The 18,504-nt window shown below is 39.4% G+C and carries 18 protein-coding genes; 15 read left to right on the top strand and 3 right to left on the bottom strand.

The window, feature by feature from the left end; all coding sequences use genetic code 11:
• Window positions 1-43: 43 nt before the first annotated feature.
• A complete protein-coding gene (gene comER / locus ACIFPW_RS10930) occupies window positions 44-880 on the bottom strand; it encodes a late competence protein ComER (RefSeq protein ID WP_430244163.1) in 837 nt (278 codons plus the stop codon).
• Window positions 881-981: 101 nt separating this feature from the next.
• On the opposite strand from comER, the gene ACIFPW_RS10935 reads away from it, so the two are divergent.
• The 4 genes from ACIFPW_RS10935 (at window position 982) to ACIFPW_RS10950 (ending at window position 4,535) form a co-directional block, all read left to right on the top strand.
• Window positions 982-1,623 (top strand): helix-hairpin-helix domain-containing protein, encoded by a 642-nt coding sequence (locus ACIFPW_RS10935; protein ID WP_430244165.1) that lies wholly within the window; start codon window positions 982-984, stop codon window positions 1,621-1,623.
• 67 nt (window positions 1,624-1,690) lie between these two features.
• Window positions 1,691-2,254, top strand: coding sequence for a ComE operon protein 2 (locus ACIFPW_RS10940; RefSeq protein WP_194219491.1), 564 nt, complete (start codon window positions 1,691-1,693; stop codon window positions 2,252-2,254).
• A complete protein-coding gene (locus ACIFPW_RS10945; RefSeq protein WP_430244167.1) occupies window positions 2,254-4,005 on the top strand; it encodes a DNA internalization-related competence protein ComEC/Rec2 in 1,752 nt (583 codons plus the stop codon). The genes ACIFPW_RS10940 and ACIFPW_RS10945 overlap by 1 nt, the downstream gene beginning before the upstream one ends.
• Entirely contained in the window at window positions 3,984-4,535 is a 552-nt protein-coding gene (locus ACIFPW_RS10950) for a ComEC/Rec2 family competence protein (RefSeq protein WP_430244169.1), read from the top strand. The genes ACIFPW_RS10945 and ACIFPW_RS10950 overlap by 22 nt, the downstream gene beginning before the upstream one ends.
• A gap of 25 nt (window positions 4,536-4,560) precedes the next feature.
• Here the strand turns inward: ACIFPW_RS10950 and ACIFPW_RS10955 are convergent, their stop codons facing one another.
• The gene (locus ACIFPW_RS10955; RefSeq protein WP_194219493.1) at window positions 4,561-4,692 is read right to left on the bottom strand and encodes a YqzM family protein; all 132 of its coding nucleotides are present in this window, start codon (window positions 4,690-4,692) and stop codon (window positions 4,561-4,563) included.
• Window positions 4,693-5,095: 403 nt separating this feature from the next.
• Here ACIFPW_RS10955 and holA point away from each other — a divergent pair, with 403 nt between their 5' ends.
• Complete coding sequence (holA, locus tag ACIFPW_RS10960) at window positions 5,096-6,118, top strand: DNA polymerase III subunit delta (RefSeq protein WP_430244171.1); 1,023 nt, start codon at window positions 5,096-5,098, stop codon at window positions 6,116-6,118.
• A 44-nt stretch (window positions 6,119-6,162) separates the two neighbouring features.
• On the opposite strand, the gene rpsT is transcribed toward holA, so the two are convergent.
• Entirely contained in the window at window positions 6,163-6,429 is a 267-nt protein-coding gene (gene rpsT / locus ACIFPW_RS10965) for a 30S ribosomal protein S20 (protein WP_194219495.1), read from the bottom strand.
• A gap of 156 nt (window positions 6,430-6,585) precedes the next feature.
• Between rpsT and gpr the strand changes: the two genes are divergently transcribed.
• From gpr to ACIFPW_RS11015, 10 genes are all read left to right on the top strand, one after another.
• Window positions 6,586-7,704 carry a GPR endopeptidase gene (gpr, locus tag ACIFPW_RS10970; RefSeq protein ID WP_430244173.1) on the top strand — a complete coding sequence of 373 codons (1,119 nt, stop codon included), beginning with the start codon at window positions 6,586-6,588 and terminating at the stop codon, window positions 7,702-7,704.
• Window positions 7,705-7,771: 67 nt separating this feature from the next.
• Window positions 7,772-8,122 carry a DUF3679 domain-containing protein gene (locus tag ACIFPW_RS10975; RefSeq protein ID WP_430244175.1) on the top strand — a complete coding sequence of 117 codons (351 nt, stop codon included), beginning with the start codon at window positions 7,772-7,774 and terminating at the stop codon, window positions 8,120-8,122.
• A 248-nt stretch (window positions 8,123-8,370) separates the two neighbouring features.
• Complete coding sequence (gene lepA, locus ACIFPW_RS10980; protein ID WP_194219497.1) at window positions 8,371-10,203, top strand: translation elongation factor 4; 1,833 nt, start codon at window positions 8,371-8,373, stop codon at window positions 10,201-10,203.
• Window positions 10,204-10,306: 103 nt separating this feature from the next.
• Complete coding sequence (hemW, locus tag ACIFPW_RS10985; protein ID WP_430244178.1) at window positions 10,307-11,449, top strand: radical SAM family heme chaperone HemW; 1,143 nt, start codon at window positions 10,307-10,309, stop codon at window positions 11,447-11,449.
• 220 nt (window positions 11,450-11,669) lie between these two features.
• A complete protein-coding gene (gene hrcA, locus ACIFPW_RS10990) occupies window positions 11,670-12,710 on the top strand; it encodes a heat-inducible transcriptional repressor HrcA (RefSeq protein ID WP_430244180.1) in 1,041 nt (346 codons plus the stop codon).
• Window positions 12,711-12,802: 92 nt separating this feature from the next.
• Window positions 12,803-13,375, top strand: a complete 573-nt coding sequence (grpE, locus tag ACIFPW_RS10995; protein ID WP_194219499.1) for a nucleotide exchange factor GrpE — start codon at window positions 12,803-12,805, stop codon at window positions 13,373-13,375.
• Between the two features lie 31 nt (window positions 13,376-13,406).
• On the top strand, window positions 13,407-15,239 hold the full coding sequence (gene dnaK, locus ACIFPW_RS11000; RefSeq protein ID WP_194219500.1) for a molecular chaperone DnaK: 1,833 nt from the start codon (window positions 13,407-13,409) through the stop codon (window positions 15,237-15,239).
• Between the two features lie 346 nt (window positions 15,240-15,585).
• Window positions 15,586-16,695, top strand: a complete 1,110-nt coding sequence (gene dnaJ / locus ACIFPW_RS11005; protein ID WP_194219501.1) for a molecular chaperone DnaJ — start codon at window positions 15,586-15,588, stop codon at window positions 16,693-16,695.
• A gap of 98 nt (window positions 16,696-16,793) precedes the next feature.
• Window positions 16,794-17,738 carry a 50S ribosomal protein L11 methyltransferase gene (gene prmA, locus ACIFPW_RS11010; RefSeq protein ID WP_194219502.1) on the top strand — a complete coding sequence of 315 codons (945 nt, stop codon included), beginning with the start codon at window positions 16,794-16,796 and terminating at the stop codon, window positions 17,736-17,738.
• Between the two features lie 12 nt (window positions 17,739-17,750).
• Window positions 17,751-18,503, top strand: a complete 753-nt coding sequence (locus tag ACIFPW_RS11015) for a 16S rRNA (uracil(1498)-N(3))-methyltransferase (RefSeq protein WP_430244184.1) — start codon at window positions 17,751-17,753, stop codon at window positions 18,501-18,503.
• The last annotated feature ends 1 nt before the right edge of the window (window position 18,504 follow it).

The following is an 18,504-nucleotide window of genomic DNA, read 5'->3' on the forward strand; positions in this document are numbered from 1 at the left end:
AAAGGAAACGGCTAAGTTTTGACGAATGAACTTTAAGTAGTTATTATTTTTGTCTCGATTCTTCCTTGAATTGAATTTTAATTCCTTCGCGATCTTCATCAAATTTTTTATGAGTGCTCTGTATTAAATGACGAAACATCTCTCCAGTTTCCGCTTCGAGAACTTTCAACCCTTCTCCAGTTACGCCTCCTTTTACAGTTACTTTTCTCTGCAATGTTTCAAGTGAAAAATAATCTTTTTCAAGAAGCTTCCCCATCCCGATCAGCATTTCAGTAGCCAAAATGGAAGCCTGTTCATTTGATAAGTCTGTTTCAGCTACTGCTCCTTCGATGAACTGTTGGATCAAGTAACTTAGAAAAGCAGGACCACAACTGACAATATCAGATGAAACTCTAGTGATTTCTTCTTCTGTTTCGATCGGCGTTGAAATTTGTGACATGAGGTAAAGCAATTTCACTTTATTTGCTTCAGAACACTGACTGCTGAATGTTACGAGTGAAGCGCCGCTTAGGGCCCTGTTTGTAATGCTTGGGATGGCTCTTGCAACATCACATGGAACAAACGATTGGAGTTCACTCACCTTTATTGGACTTGTGATGGAAACAACAAGATGCTGGGGTTTAAGTCCAGGTCGAATTTTCTTTAAGAGTGGGAAATACTCATGTGGCTTTACACAAACAAAGATCATATCAGATTTTTTCACTACTTCTTCTGCGCTTCTCACAAGGTTTAACGAAGGGTACTGCCTTTTTAATGTTGCCGCTTTTTCGATTGATCGATTTACTATTGTGAGATGGGAAGGTATTACGGCGCACGAATCAATAAAGGAAGAAATAAGAATTGTCCCCATATTGCCGGTACCAATTACACCGATTTTCAATTTACTCCCCCTCCTTCCATACTCATTTCTCCTACAACATATGTATGAAAGTCTCAATATATGTTTAAGACCATGAAACATTAGAAAGGTATGAGAGAAGAATGAAGTATTTTCGAAATTTAACTGTTCGTGAAAAAGTAATTCTTTCTATTCTGGCCGTTTCGGTTGGTATTAGTTTCCTCTTTTATTTTAATGTATTTGCAGAAAATCAAGACAATCTCTCATTTGATCATGCGCTTTTAGAAAGTGAAGGTGGTGAACTCCAAGAAACAAAAGAAACGGTTGTAGAGAAGCCGGATGAAGTAGTTAGTGTCGTACTGGTAGACGTGAAAGGAGCTGTAGTAGCGCCAGGCGTGTATGAAATAAATAGCAATGGGCGCGTAAAGGATGTCATTAAAAAAGCTGGAGGATTTCTTGAAGATGCCGATCAGGTTCAGCTGAACTTAGCAAGCAAAGTAGTGGATGAAATGGTCATTTATGTACCAATAGTTGGGGAAGTGACATCTAGTTCAGTTAGTTCAGTTAGTGAGAAGCCAAGTGTTGAATCACAGCTCGTTTCAATTAATTCAGCTGATTTAAATGAGCTTCAAAAACTGCCGGGGATAGGTCCTGCCAAGGCTGAAGCAATTGTCCAATTTCGAGAAGACAATGGTAGTTTTACTGCAATAGAAGAATTGATGAACATCAGTGGGATCGGGGAGAAAACGTTTGAGAAATTAAAGGATTTGATTACGGTTCAATGAGATAGATTGACGAGACAGTTTATTTAGATCAAACTAATAGAAGATAAAAGACATTGGGGGGAGAACCTTGGAACGCATTTCGTGGGATCAATATTTTATGGCGCAAAGCCATTTACTTGCACTTAGGAGCACATGCACTCGTTTAACTGTAGGGGCAACAATTGTGAGGGATAAGCGTATGATTGCTGGCGGATATAATGGATCTGTGTCAGGTGGAGTGCATTGTATTGATGAAGGATGTTACGTCATTGATAATCATTGTGTTCGTACCATTCATGCTGAAATGAATGCAATTATACAATGTGCTAAATTTGGTGTGCAAACAACTGATGCTGAAATTTATGTTACTCATTTTCCCTGTCTCAACTGCTGTAAAGCAATTATACAGGCTGGAATTAAAACGGTCATCTACGCTGAGAATTATAAAAATCATCCTTATGCGATTGAATTATTTGAGGATGCAGGAGTAAGTGTTAGACAAGTTGAGCTGGAAGAAATGATTTTGGATACAAATAGTCAAGAGAAACTTGATTTAACGGCTGATTTGTTAAGAAAAGTATCTGATGCTGGACTCGATCCAACAGAAGTAAAACCTTTATATGAGAAAGCTTCAAAACTATACGGCATGTAATGAAAGGGAATTTGTGGGTCATAGCAGCTGCTGCATTCATTGGCGTAATGAGTGTCAATTTTTCAGGCGCCTTTTTTGTATTATTTGTAGTATTACTATGGTTATGGAAGGGCAAGCGAAAGCTATTAATGCTGTTAGTTTGCCTAACCTGCATTCTTTTCTTTAGTTATACAGTTATTGTGAATGTTTTTAATGTAACATCCTTAAAGGAAGGGCCAAGTATTATTCTAGGAACCATTTCGTCAATACCAGAAATTGATGGCGATTTCATGTCATTTGAACTAAAGACTGAAAAAGAGAAATTGAAGGTCAATTATTATATCTCCTCTATACAAGAAAAAAATGAAGTTGAGCAATTAGAAGTTGGTTATACATGTTACCTTTCTGGGTCGCTAGAGCCTCCATCCCCTCTCAGAGTTCCCTCTTTATTTGATTATGAGCGTTATCTTTATTACCAAAACATTCATTGGATTTATGAACTAAAATCAAAGCCTGAATGTCACAAATTATCAAAGTCATTTTTTTCTTTAGTTCAGCAATCTCGTCAAAATGTTTTATCGACCATTGTTTCAGAATACCCAGCCCGCCTTCATGGATTGGCTGCTTCTTTGTTAATAGGCGAACGAAGCCTATTACCAGATGAAGTTGAGGAAGCTTATCAAGTTTTAGGATTAAGTCATGTTCTGGCTGTTTCGGGGTTACACGTTGGCGTTGTGGGAGGGGTGTTCTTTTGGTTATGTATCCGTTTAGGACTAACCAGAGAAAAAGCGTATACTTCACTCATTGCATTTTATCCGATTTATATGACTCTAACAGGATGTGCTCCTTCTGTTATGAGAGCTTCATTAATGGCTATGCTAGTTGTCATCAGCTTGCGGCTAAAGTTAAATGTCAATCCGCTTGATGGTGTTTCATTCGCTTGTGTGGTTATTTTATCTGTAAACCCATATTACGCCTACCATATTGGATTTCAGCTTTCTTTTCTCATTGCGTTTGCTTTAATTGTTTCTTCCAAATCGATCATTAATCGTTCAACTCATCCATTCGCTCAGCTTCTTTCTCTTTCTGTTCTCCCTCAAATTATTTCATTCCCCGTTGTTATTTATCACTTTCATCAAATTTCCATTCTAAGTCTTGGATTAAACCTCATATATGTTCCAATTATTTCAGTCATTGTATTACCAGGTTTGATGCTTACCTTTCTATTGCATTTCCTCCACTTACATTTTCTTTTTCAATTTATTTCTGAAATTCTCGTTTTTTTTATAGATCATATTCATACTTTCTTTGTATTTATTGCAGGTAAGGATACGATTGTTGTATTCGGGAAAATATCAGCCATAACGCTAATTGTCTCATTAGGCGTAAGTATTGGTATTTTGCTTTTGTGGGAGCGTGGAAATGTTCTCTTAGGCGGAACTTTGTGGAGTGTATTTTGCATCGTATTATACGTTATGCCTTATTTGAATCCATATGGAGAAGTGTCGTTTATTGACGTGGGTCAAGGAGATAGTATATTAATTACATTGCCTTTTCAAAGGCAGGTCATCTTAATTGATACAGGAGGAAGACCGATGTATGGCAATGAGGAAGAGTGGCAAAAAAGAGCTTCATCATTTGATATAGGGGGTGATGTAGTCCTTCCATATATCAAGTCTAAAGGAATTCGTGCCGTTGATTTGTTAATTTTGACACATGGGGATTATGATCATGCGGGGGGGCCAAGGAGTTGCTTGAAGGGGTCTCTGTAAGAAGGTTATTACTCGATCACAGCACAGAACAAACGGCATTAGAAAAAGAGTTGATTCATATTGCGAAAGAAGGGGGGACCACTATTTCTTTAGCGGAGGCGGGGCAATCCTGGTCTCTGAATGACGCTCGATTTACAATTTTTCAGGCTTTAGAGAAAGCAGAAGAGAACGACGGTAGCATTATACTTCATGCACGATTAGGCGGATATAGTTGGCTATTTACAGGAGATCTGGAAGAAGAGGGAGAACGTCGATTGCTTTCAAGTGGTTACCTCAAAGAAATCGATGTACTAAAAGTAGGGCATCATGGAAGCCCTACATCCAGCTCTAAAGAGTTTATTGAGCATTTATCACCTGAGTTTTCGATTATTTCAGTAGGTGTAAATAATCGATATGGTCATCCAAACGAAGAGGTTTTGAAAAGGTATGAAGAACTTCATATTCCAGTCCTCAGAACAGATGAGAATGGTACGGTGAGATACATCTTTAGAAACAACAAAATTGGAAGGTGGTCTGTGATGTTAAATTGAAAATAGACTGCCTGGGGCAGTCTATTTAGCCTAGCGCTTTAATAATTACAGCCGTGAAGAAAATGATGGAAAAGAATAAAAATGGTACTGCAAAGCCAACAGCTGATTGAACAGCGTCGTTCTCCTTAGCTTGAACATCTTTTTCGAACTCGTTCATTTGCCTTCCCTCCTGCTTCCCCAATAGTATTCACTGTTAACTACCTATGTAGTCTTTATGTAGGGGTTTTCCTTTAAATGTACATTTCAAACAATATTGTATCATGTATTATTCCTCATGTCTTTATTATCCATGAACTGTTTACGTTTTTAATGAACGTAATTTATGCGAAAAAATCACTCCCTTTCCTGTAAAGAGTTGTCACCCATACTTTAACTTTGCATAGGATATCCTATCTACTACACACCGAACATCGTTGCTTGGTAAGAGTCCTAGGCCTTACGGAGCAGCGTTTACTATAAATGGGAGGCTGGTTGTAGCAGCCGGCTTCCCTTTTCTACTTGCCAACTTTGTTGTCTGCTATTAGGATAGGAATGGACGAATAAAATCGAGGTGTACATAAATGTCCATTTCAGACTTAAAAAAGAAAATCAAACAGAACAAGTTAGATCCACTATATCTCTTAACAGGAACAGAAGCTTTCCTAATTGATGAGCTGCAAAAAATGATCATTGAACAGGCACTACCTGAAGAGGAAAGAGAATTTGGACTTGCTTATTATGATCTAAACGAAACCCCCGTACAAGCTGCCGTGGAAGATGCTGAAACGCTGCCGTTTCTCGGGGAGAAACGGGTGATAATAGTAAAGAATCCTTTGTTTTTAACAGCTGCTAGGGACAAAAGCAAAGTTGAGCATGATCTTGATTCCCTTCAACGATATGCTGAAAACCCTTCTCCTTTTACGATACTCATTATTGAAGCACCTTATGAAAAGCTGGATGAGAGAAAAAAATTGGTAAAATCAATTAAAAAAGCAGGAGCCTTTGTGAAGGCTGAGGCTTTACAAGAAAGTCATCTTGGAGACTGGCTTCAGCAACGAGCAAAAGAGAATGGTGTTACATTTGACCAGGAAGGCGAAGAGAGGCTTGTTCAATTAACAGGTAGTCATTTGATGTTATTGCAGCAGGAAATTGATAAAATGGCTCTATACGTTGGTGAGGGTGGAGTTGTCAATGCGGAGGTTGTTGATCTCCTTGTTGCAAGAACATTAGAAAATGATATTTTTGCGCTAATAGACCGGATTGTTAGAAAAGACCTAGATAAAGCCTTTCGTATTTTATATGATTTATTAAAAATAAATGAAGAACCAATCAAAATTCTTTCTTTAATCGGCAGGCAGTTTCGAATTATATACCAGGTTAGTGAACTTTCTAAGCGAGGTTATGGTCAAAAGCAAATGGCTTCGACACTTAAATTGCATCCTTACGCGGTTAAAATTGCACAGCAGCAAAGTCGAAGTTTTCATGAAGAAAAGTTGCGTTTTATTCTAGACCAAATCGCAGAATCGGATTATGAAATGAAAACAGGTAGAATGGATAAAAAACTTATTCTTGAATTGTTAGTTACTAAAATTAAAAACACATAAAAAAGCTGTTGGGTTGCCCCAACAGCTTTTAACGTTTTAAGGAATTACGCTGAAATCTCGTTGTACATTTTAGTTAGACGAGATTTTTTACGTGCTACTGTGTTTCTATGAATGATTCCTTTATCAGCAGCTTTGTCGATGCGCTTAGAAGCTTGGTTAAGAGCTGTTTTCGCAGCTTCAACGTCTTTTGCTTCAACTTTCGCTTCAAAAGTCTTGATTGCAGAACGCATTTCAGATTTGAAAGCGAGGTTATTAGCGCGACGATCAGATTGAGTTCTAACGCGTTTAACCGCAGATTTAATATTTGGCATACCTTTCACCTCCTTGCAAGGCTTAACAATTCCATGTCATATCCGTGCATAGAACAAGAAACATTCTATCAAATAGCACAATGAATTGCAATAGAGAATGAAAACCTTATTTCAGGGTTACGCTAACATGTAACAGATAGAATGAGAGGTGATCTGATGGGATTCGTTGATCTAGAAAAATATCAGGTGAGAACAGATCTTGCGGTTGAAGCGCAAGAAATGGTGAAAGAGAAAAAAGCAAAAAGCATGAAAGAAGATAAGCCTGATGGGCTTAAAGGCGTTATTGTGAAAGAAAGAAATGAAAAGGGAGTAAATATTACAACCGTTGAAGTGACAGAAGAGGGTGAGAAAGAGATAGGAAAAAAAGCTGGTCATTATCTTACCTTCGAGGTACAGGGAATTCGTCGAAAAGACTCCGCTCTTCAACAAACCGTTCAGGATGTCTTTGCTCATGAATTTGCGGCTTTCCTTAAACAACAAAATATTGCGAAAGAAGCGAGTTGTCTTATTGTTGGGCTGGGTAATTGGAATGTTACCCCAGATTCACTAGGGCCATTAGTTGTTTCAAATCTGCTCATTACAAACCACTTATTTGAGCTTCAACCAGAAACCGTTTCAGAAGGGTTTCGCCCTGTAAGCGCAATTACTCCAGGTGTTATGGGGGTAACAGGAATTGAAACGAGCGATATTATACATGGGGTTATCGAAAAAGCTAAGCCAGACTTCGTGATTGCAATAGATGCGCTTGCTTCAAGATCAATCGAGCGTGTAAATACAACTATACAAATTTCTGATACAGGAATCCATCCCGGTTCGGGTGTAGGAAATAAGCGTAAGGAGCTAAGCTTTGATACCCTCGGCATACCAGTAATAGCGATTGGCATACCAACAGTTGTTGACGCTGTCTCTATAACGAGTGATACGATTGATTTTATTTTGAAACATTTTGGAAGAGAGTTGAAGGAAAAAGGAAAGCCATCGAAATCATTAGCTCCTGCAGGAATGACTTTCGGAGAAAGAAAAACATATACAGAGGATGATCTCCCTGATGCAGAGAAAAGACAAACATTTCTTGGCATGATTGGGACGCTAGAAGATGAAGAAAAACGTAATTTAATCCGAGAGGTTCTTGCTCCTATGGGACACAACTTAATGGTTACACCTAAAGAAGTAGATGTTTTTATAGAAGATATGGCGAATGTCATATCTGGAGGGCTTAATAGCTGCCTTCATGGGGAAGTAAACCAACAAAATAGTGGAATGTATACCCATTGAGTATATTTTGGTTTTTTTTGCATAGGTATTACTGAAGGACGAGCTATTTCAGGAAGGGGCTAAAGTGATGGCATCTTTTTTTCTTAAATGTTTTCTTCTTGTTACATTGCTTTTATTTGGTGTGCTTCTTGGAATGGAACAAGCTTCTAGAAATATGAATTATATGCAGGATCATGAGAGTACTGGAGCTTTTCAAATCAAGACTGCATCCAATGGTGTTGAAGCTGAAATTTTAGGAACATCCATTACACAAAGCGATCTCCAAAATAAACAAGAAACGTTAGAAGGTGCAAATGAGTTTAATGTGCTAGGAGACCTCGGTTCAAAGCTTAGTAACTGGTTATCAGCATTAATCAAATCCCTTTTAGCGTTTGTATTCACATTAATTACGACAGTTCTTTCCTTTTTTCAATCATAAAGGTCGCATTTGCGGCCTTTTTTAAATTATTGGCTATGTAAAAAATCGAGAATCGAAAGTATAAGCTTAGTTATTCTATATTATTTGAGTCTCGAAAGGTAACAGAGTGTTATGCTTTCTTGTGAAAAAGAGAGGAATTTCTAAGAGAAATTCATAGTCTATGTAAATGGGCGGATTCCGGATTGAATCTGGACAGCGGTATTGCTATAATCTATACTAGCGTAGTTTCGCCTTAGGAGTGATTGTAGATGAACCTTGAAGAAAAATTGAAAAGACAGTCCAGGATTCGAAATTTTTCCATTATTGCTCATATCGACCATGGAAAATCGACTCTTGCAGACCGCATTTTAGAACGGACAGGTGCGTTAACTGACCGTGAAATGAAAGCTCAAACGCTCGATGCGATGGATCTCGAACGTGAAAGAGGAATTACGATTAAACTGAATTCTGTTCAGCTTACTTATACAGCGAAAGATGGAGAAGAGTACATTTTTCATTTAATCGATACACCAGGACATGTCGACTTCTCTTATGAAGTATCTAGGAGCCTGGCAGCTTGTGAAGGAGCATTATTAATTGTTGATGCAGCACAGGGAATTGAAGCTCAAACGCTAGCGAACGTTTACCTTGCTCTTGATAATGATTTAGAAATCCTTCCAGTTATTAATAAGATCGATTTACCGAGTGCTGAGCCTGAACGAGTGAGGCAAGAAGTAGAAGATGTAATTGGATTGGATGCTTCTGACGCAGTGCTTGCTTCAGCTAAGTCTGGAATTGGTATAGAAGACATTCTAGAACAAATTGTGGAGAAAGTACCCGCGCCACAAGGAGATCCTGAAGGGCCGCTTCAAGCGCTTATCTTTGATTCTCTTTATGATCCATATAGGGGAGTAGTTGCTTATATTCGAATAACAGAGGGATCTGTTAAGGTCGGCGATAAGATCCGTATGATGGCGACAGGTAAAGAATTTGAAGTAAATGAGCTTGGCGTGTTTAATCCTAAGCCGGTATCTAAGAAAGAACTTTCTGTCGGCGATGTTGGTTTCCTTACTGCAGCGATTAAGAATGTGGGAGATTCTCGTGTAGGGGATACAATTACAGCTGTGAAAAATCCTGCTGCAACTCCTCTGCCTGGTTATCGGAGAATGAATCCAATGGTATACTGTGGTCTTTATCCAGTAGACTCAGCGCAATACAATGATCTCCGCGAGGCTCTTGAACGTCTTGAGTTAAACGATTCTTCGCTTCAATACGAAGCAGAAACATCTCAGGCCCTCGGCTTTGGTTTCCGCTGTGGTTTCCTTGGACTTCTTCATATGGAAATCGTGCAGGAGCGGATTGAACGAGAATTTAACATTGATTTGATTACGACGGCTCCGAGTGTTATTTATCAAGTTAAACTAACAGACGGAGAAGAAGTGATTATCGATAACCCTGCAATGATGCCTGATGCGCAATCTATTGCGGAAGTGCAAGAACCATATGTAAAGGCGACAATTATGTCACCTAATGATTATGTCGGTGCTATTATGGAATTATGTCAGGGTAAACGCGGTGACTTTATCGATATGCAATATATGGATGAAAGTCGTGTGAATATTGTCTATCATATTCCTCTTTCCGAAATTGTTTATGATTTCTTTGATCAATTGAAGTCAAGTACGAAAGGCTATGCGTCCTTCGACTACGAATTAATTGGGTATAGAGCTTCAAACCTTGTTAAAATGGACATTCTTCTTAACGGTGAGACAATTGATGCTCTATCCATTATCGTTCACAGAGACTTTGCCTATGACCGTGGTAAAGACATTACTGAGACATTGAAAGACCTTATCCCAAGACAGCAATTTGAAGTCCCGATTCAGGCTTCTATTGGACAGAAAATTGTTGCCCGTTCTACAATCAAAGCTATGCGTAAAAACGTACTAGCAAAATGTTACGGTGGAGATATTTCTCGTAAGCGTAAGCTTCTTGAAAAACAAAAAGAAGGTAAGAAACGAATGAAAACGGTAGGTAAAGTAGAAGTGCCTCAAGAAGCATTTATGGCTGTCCTCCGTCAGGATAACACGAAGAATAATTAAGGTGCTTTAGTTGAAGTGCTGAGTTGATTTTTATACTATGTAGGTTAGAAGACCGCAGAGCGTTTCTGCGGTCTTTACATTATGCCAGAAAGCAGTGATTGAAATGGTTAACGCTGTTTATTTACACATTCCGTTCTGTGACTATATATGCCACTATTGTGATTTTAATAAAGTTTTTATGCAAGGTCAGCCTGTGGATGACTATTTAGCTCATATGGATACTGAAATGAAAAATACATTGGAGCGATTCCCGACCAATCGAATAGACACAATATTTGTAGGTGGAGGAACACCTACAGCATTAAACGAAGCGCAGCTTGAGCGCTTTTTAAAAGACGTTCAAGAACGCTTTGGTCCGTATGTATCCGAGCACCTCGAGTTTTCAATGGAGGCAAATCCTGGGAGTGTCACACCTGAGAAGCTTCGAATTATGAAGAAGTACGGTGTGAATCGATTAAGTATCGGAGCTCAGGCATTCCAAGATACGCTTCTAAACAAGCTTGGCAGAGGTCATTCCGTTGAAGAAATCGGAGAAATTGTTCAGATGGCTCAGAGTGAGGGCTTTGTTAACCTCTCACTGGATCTGATGTTTGGATTACCAGAACAAACTATTGAACAATTCTCAGAGTCGATTACAAAAGCAATTGAATTAGGGATTACTCATATTTCTTCTTATTCCTTGCAGGTAGAGAAGAAAACAGTGTTTTATAACAAATGGCGTAAAGGAGAATTACCTCTTCCAACGGAAGAAGCTGAAGCTGATATGTATGAGCTTCTAATGAAACGCCTTGAGGAAGCTGGTCTTTTGCAGTATGAGATTAGTAACTTCGCAAAGCCTGGATACGAGAGCCGACACAACATAACGTACTGGAAGAATAATGAGTACTATGGAATAGGTGCGGGTGCTCACAGCTATATTGATGGGGTACGACGAGCAAATGCTGGTCCGCTTAAGCAATATATGACTAAAATAGATGAGAACAAGTTTCCGTATAAGGATGACAATGTTCTAACGAAAAACGAACGAATGGAAGAAGAAATGTTTATGGGCCTTCGAATGAAAGAGGGCGTTTCAAAAGAGACGTTTAAGTATAAATTTAATCAGTCGATTGAGGAAGTTTTTAGTGAACAAATTGAAAAGTTAGTCCGAAGCGACCTCTTGAAAGATACTGGATCACATATTGCATTGACAGAGCAAGGCTTCTTTTTAGGCAATGAAGTATTTCAAGAATTTCTTGCTATCTAGTGACATCGTTGTCAATTAGGGCCTTAGGTTGTTAACTAAGGTAGTGATGGTGGTCTTCAGAGTACCCCGATAAAGCGATAATTAAGAGCCTTTCTATTGTTGGAAATGTTTAGTCACAATAATGATTAACGTAATGATTGACAACTAAAATAAGTTTCTGTTACCTTATTAATAGATTTAGCACTCAGCACATTAGAGTGCTAACAGAGGTGATGAGGAGATGTTAACAGAACGTCAACTATTCATTTTGCAGTTATTGATTAATGACTACATTCAAACGGCTGAGCCTGTTGGATCACGCACGATTTCCAAGCGTGAAGATGTGACATTCAGTTCTGCAACCATTCGTAATGAACTTGCGGACCTTGAAGAGATGGGCTACATCGAGAAGACACATAGTTCTTCTGGAAGAGTACCTTCTGAAAAGGGATATCGTTTTTATGTTGATCATCTTCTGTCTCCACCTGTGCTTTCGAAAAAAGATGTGAATAACATTCATTCTCTTTTTGCAGAGAGAATGGTGGAAGTAGAGAAAGTGATTCAACAATCTGCTGGAATACTTTCAGAGCTAACTCAATATACGTCCATTATTCTTGGACCTGAAGTATTTGAAACGAAACTTCGACAAATTCAGATCATTCCCTTGTCAAAGGATACGGCCGTTGTGATTTTGGTAGCTGACAGTGGACATGTCGAGAACCGAACAATGCAAATCCCGCCTTCGGTCAGTATGTCTGATATTGAAAAAGTTGTGAACATCATGAATGAACGCTTGAAGGACGTTCCACTAATCTCCTTGAAGTTGACAATGATGAAAGAAATGGCAACTGTCTTAAAGAAACATATTGAAAATTATAATCAGGTTAATACAATGCTTGAAAATCTTTTTCTCTATACCAATGCTGAAAAAGTGTATTACGGAGGCAAGACTAATATTCTGACCCAACCTGAATTCAAAGATATTGATAAAGTCAGGTTGTTACTTAATACATTTGAACAAGAAGACGTTATGTATAACATACTTCGACCTGAGAAAAATGGAATTGAAGTTAAAATTGGTCAGGAAAATGATCTTGAGGCGATGCAGCATTGTAGCATCGTAACCGCCGACTATTTCATAGAAGGCAAGCGAATGGGCTCTATCGCTTTGCTTGGCCCGACTAGAATGGAATATCATCGTTCAATGAGTATTCTTGGTTTTCTAGCAAATGATCTTACTCGAACCTTGACCGATCGATATCAAAGTTTCAAACACTGGTAAATTGGTAATAGTGAAGAAGGTGGGAGAAACATTTCTTCCATCCTTTTCTATGGGAGAAAGATTTGTTATATTTCGTTAGGGAGGTGAAATTCGTGGAAAAGCAAAACAGTCATCAAGAGGAAGAAGAACTTCTAACTGAAGAGGAAGAGAATCTTGAGCAAAATGCTGAAGAGAATGATGAACCTGAAGTGATTGAAGTATCTGAAACCAATGAAAATGAAGAGCTTGAGAACTTGCAACAGCAGGTTGAAGAGCTTGAGAATAAATATATGCGCACTCAGGCAGAATACGATAACTTCCGCCGCAGAACGCGTGAAGAACGAAATGCAGATGCAAAATACCGTTCTCAAAAATTAGCTGAAGGGTTACTCCCAGCTATGGATAATTTCGAACGTGCACTAGCTGTTCAAAGCGATAGTGAGCAAGTAACGTCATTGCTTACCGGAATGGAAATGGTGTATCGTCAGTTGAAAGAGGCACTTGCTAATGAAGGTGTCGAAGAAATTGGTTCTGTAGGAGAAGCATTCAACCCGCATCTCCATCAGGCTGTCATGCAGGTTGAATCAGATGAACATGATTCAGATGTGGTTGTAGAGGTCTTACAAAAAGGCTATCAACTAAACGATCGCGTCCTTCGGCCAGCAATGGTAAAGGTAAGCTCTTAACTACATATTAAGAAATAGGAGGTAGAATGTAATGAGTAAAATTATCGGTATTGACTTAGGTACAACAAACTCTTGTATTGCAGTAATGGAAGGCGGAGAAGCTACTGTTATCCCGAACCCGGAAGGTAGCCGTACAACTCCATCTGTCGTTGCATTTAAAGATGAAGAACGTCTAGTAGGTGAAGTTGCGAAGCGTCAAGCAATCACAAACCCAAACACAATTCAATCCATTAAGCGTCATATGGGTACTGATCATAAAGAAGACGTTGAGGGTAAATCATTTTCTCCTCAAGAAATTTCTGCGATCATTCTTCAGAAGCTAAAATCTTACGCTGAAGATTATCTTGGTGAAGGCGTTGAAAAAGCGGTTATTACAGTGCCTGCTTACTTTAACGATGCTGAGCGTCAAGCAACAAAAGATGCTGGTAAAATCGCTGGACTTGAAGTAGAGCGTATTGTAAACGAACCAACTGCTGCAGCGCTTGCTTACGGTCTTGATAAAGAAGATGAAGATCAAACAATCCTAGTATTTGACCTTGGTGGCGGTACTTTTGACGTATCAATCCTTGAACTTGGCGGAGGCGTATTTGAAGTTAAGTCTACTGCTGGTGATAACCGTCTTGGTGGTGACGACTTTGACCAAGTTATTATCGATCATCTAGTAGCTGAATTTAAGAAAGATACTGGTGTTGACCTAGGTCAGGATAAGATGGCACTTCAACGTTTGAAAGATGCTGCTGAAAAAGCGAAGAAAGATCTTTCAGGCGTAGCACAAACTCAAATTTCTCTTCCATTTATCACAGCGGATGCTTCAGGTCCTAAACACCTTGAGCTTAACCTAACTCGTGCTAAATTCGAAGAGCTTTCTGCAAATCTTGTAGAGCGTACAATGGCACCTACTCGTCAGGCTCTTAAAGATGCTGGAATGTCTCCATCTGAACTTGATAAAGTAATTCTTGTTGGTGGATCTACTCGTATTCCTGCAGTACAAGATGCGATTAAGAAAGAAACAGGACAAGATCCACACAAAGGCGTTAACCCTGATGAAGTCGTTGCACTTGGTGCAGCAATTCAAGCTGGTGTTATTGCTGGAGATGTGAAAGACGTTGTTCTTCTTGACGTAACTCCACTTTCTCTTGGTATTGAAACAATGGGTGGCGTATTTACGAAGCTTATCGAGCGTAATACAACGATCCCAACTAGTAAGTCACAGACTTTCTCAACTGCAGCTGATAACCAACCTTCAGTTGACATTCATGTTCTTCAAGGTGAGCGCGAAATGGCTCAGTATAACAAGACTCTTGGTCGCTTCCAGCTGACTGATATTCCTCCAGCACCACGAGGAACTCCGCAAATCGAAGTATCATTTGATATCGACAAAAACGGTATCGTGAACGTTCGCGCGAAGGATCTTGGTACGAATAAAGAACAGTCTATTACAATCAAATCTTCAAGCGGTCTTTCAGATGACGAAATTGAAAACATGGTGAAAGACGCTGAAGCTAACGCTGAAGAAGATAAGCAGCGTCGTGAAGAAGTTGAAACACGTAACGAAGCTGATCAGCTCGTATTCACTACTGATAAAACTCTAAAAGACCTTGAAGGTCAAGTAGAGGAAGAAGAAGTGACAAAAGCTAATGAAGCAAAAGATAAAGTGAAAGCAGCTCTTGAAAATGATGACATTGAAGCAATTCGCACTGCGAAAGATGAGCTTCAAGAAATCGTTCAAGCCTTATCAATGAAAGTCTATGAGCAGGCTGCACAAGCTCAACAGGCTCAAGCTGGCGAAGAAGGCGGAGCTGAACAAGCAGATGATAACGTCGTTGATGCTGAGTATGAAGAGGTAGACGACGACAAAAAGTAAGAAGATGATACGAAAAAAAGTCAAAGTCAGGCGTATCTTGACTTTGACTTTTTTCGTTTAAAATGAAATGCAAACCATTCAATTCCATATAATACGTATGCTAAGAATGTTGTTTGCAGTTGAACAATAACTAATCACAGGTCACGTTTTCTCCATACTTGAAAAATTCTAAAAATCGGGTGGAAGCGACGTATCATGGTAATATTCACCAATTAACTTTTGGGTTATTATCCAACTTTGCCCAATTTGCTATTAGCGTTCACTGGTGCTTACGATAGAGTATTGCAGAGCGTATAAACTCAATGATATGATAAACGTTATGTGAAGAGAATCGGGAGTGGATACGATGAGTAAACGAGATTATTATGAAGTGCTGGGCGTAAGTAAGGATGCTTCTGATGCCGAGCTGAAAAAAGCTTATCGAAAGCTTGCTAAGCAATATCACCCAGACATCAACCAGGAGCCGGGTGCAGATGAGAAGTTTAAAGAAGTAACGGAAGCTTATGAAGTATTAAGTGACTCTCAGAAAAAAGCTCAGTACGATCAGTTTGGGCACGCAGATCCAAATCAAGGATTTGGTGGCGGAGGAGCTGACTTCGGTGGCTTTGGCGACATTTTTGATATGTTCTTTGGTGGCGGAGGTCGCCGTAATCCAAATGCTCCGAGACAGGGTGCTGACCTTCAGTATTCAATGGAACTAACTTTTGAAGAAGCAGCATTTGGTAAAGAGACGGATATCTTTATTCCAAAAGAAGAAGAATGTTCAACATGTGATGGTTCTGGCGCAAAACCAGGAACTTCACCTGAAACTTGTTCACACTGTGGTGGAGCTGGTCAATTGAATGTGGAGCAAAATACTCCGTTTGGCCGAGTAGTTAATCGTCGCGTGTGTCATCATTGTGAAGGTACAGGCAAACTTATTAAAGATAAGTGTAAGACGTGTCGCGGTAAAGGGAAAGTTGAAGTTAAAAAGAAAATTCACGTTAAACTCCCTGCAGGAATCGATGAAGGTCAACAAATCCGCATAACTGGAAAAGGGGAAGCTGGCGTTAACGGTGGACCTCCAGGAGACTTATTTGTAGTTGTTTATGTGAGATCACATGACTTTTACGAACGTAGTGGCGATGATGTGTTATGTCAAATGCCGATCACCTTCTCACAAGCAGGTCTTGGAGATGAAATTGAAGTGCCGACCCTTCATGGTAAAGTGAAGCTTAAAGTGCCAGCTGGTACACAAAGTGGAACTAATTTCCGTCTAAAAGGGAAAGGTATTCAGAACGTACGTGGTTATGGCCAGGGAGATCAACATGTTAAAATTCAAGTGATTACTCCTAAGCACTTAACTGATCGACAAAAAGAGCTTCTACGAGAGTTTAGTGAAATTTCCGGACAGGTACCTGACGAACAGCATGAGAATTTTTTCTCTAAAGTGAAAAAGGCGTTCAAAGGAGAATAAGTAAGGTGAAAGCTGGTAACAGATTGCAGGCTACTACTTCAAGTGGCCTGCCTGTTTCCTTTCCGAAAAAAAGGATCCAAAAGAGGAGTGGGCAATGAATGAAATGGTCTGAGATAAGCATTCATACGACAAACGAAGCAATTGAAGCAGTATCAAACATTCTACATGAAGCAGGTGCCAGTGGGGTAGTCATTGAAGACCCAATGGATCTTGTGAAAGTATGGGATACTACTTTCGGAGAGGTTTATCAGCTCAATCCAGATGATTATCCTGAAGAAGGCGTTATCTTGAAAGCTTACTTGCCTGTCAATAGTTTTCTTGGTGAAACGGTTGAACAAATTAAAGAAGCGATTAATGGACTACTTGTCTATGATATTGATTTAGGGCATAACACTGTTCAAATCAGTGAAGTGAATGAGGAAGAATGGGCTACAGCGTGGAAAAAATATTATAAACCTGTCAAAATATCTGAACGAATTACGATTACACCCACATGGGAAGATTACAAGCCTGTCACAACAGATGAAATTATTATTGAGCTTGATCCTGGCATGGCTTTCGGTACAGGAACACATCCGACAACGGTATTGTGTGTTCAAGCGCTTGAAAAAATCATTGAGCCGGGTCAGCGTGTGATTGACGTTGGTACGGGGTCAGGTGTTTTAAGTATCGCGGCTGCTAGTCTTGGCGCTGAATCAGTTGATGCTCTTGACCTTGATGAAATAGCTGTTAAAAGTGCTGCGTTAAATACTAAATTAAATAAAGTTCATCACAAAATTAATGTCAGTCAAAATAATCTTCTTGAGGGTATTGATGAAACTTACGATGTCATTGTCGCTAATTTACTTTCAGAAATTATTATTCGCTTTACAGACGATGTGGCTCGCGTCCTTAAACCAGGTGGTGCATTTATCACCTCGGGTATTATCTCTGCGAAAAAGCAGGAAGTAAAACAGTCGATCATTGAACAGGGTCTTATCATTGAAGAAACGCTCCAAATGGAAGATTGGGTTGCGTTTATTGCCAGAAAACCCCACGAGTAAGGAGGTAGAACGATGCAACGATATTTCATTTCTGCCTCTCAAGTTCAAGACGATCACGTTACTATTGAAGGGGAAGATGTGAAGCACATTTCGAAAGTGATGAGAATGACAGTGGGTGACAACATCATATGTTGCACTGAAGACGGTAAATCAGCCCTATGCGAATTAGAAGAAATTAATTCGGACTTAATCAAAGCTGTTCCATTAGAATGGTTGGAAGAACAAAAGAAACTCCCTGTTCATGTTACAATTGTTCAAGGACTGCCTAAAGGAGATAAACTAGAAACAGTCATACAAAAGGGCACAGAACTAGGTGCAGATCAGTTTATCCCTTTTAAAGCTGAGCGTTCTATTGTAAAATGGGATGAGCAAAAAAGCGCTAAAAAGTTGCAAAGGCTAAAAAAAATTGCAAAAGAAGCGGCTGAACAATCCCATCGAACAACCATTCCATTGATTGAAATGCCTCATTCCATTTCATCACTTATTAAAGCAAGTGAGTCTTATGATTATAAATTAATTGCTTATGAAGAGGAAGCGAGAGCAGGAGAAACTGCTGCGCTTGTTCAAACGCTTCACGAGGCAAATGTGAATGACCGAATAATGGTCGTATTTGGACCAGAGGGCGGACTTTCAGATAATGAAGTAGCCAGTTTAATTCAAGCTGGTTTTGCTTCATGTGGACTTGGTCCAAGGATTTTGCGAACAGAAACGGCTGCTATGTACGTGCTGGCAGCAGTTTCTTATCATTTTGAACTAATGAGGTGAT

Origin of the sequence: Pseudalkalibacillus sp. NRS-1564, from assembly GCF_050467905.1 — a bacterium.
GTDB lineage: Bacteria > Bacillota > Bacilli > Bacillales > Guptibacillaceae > Guptibacillus > Guptibacillus hwajinpoensis_B.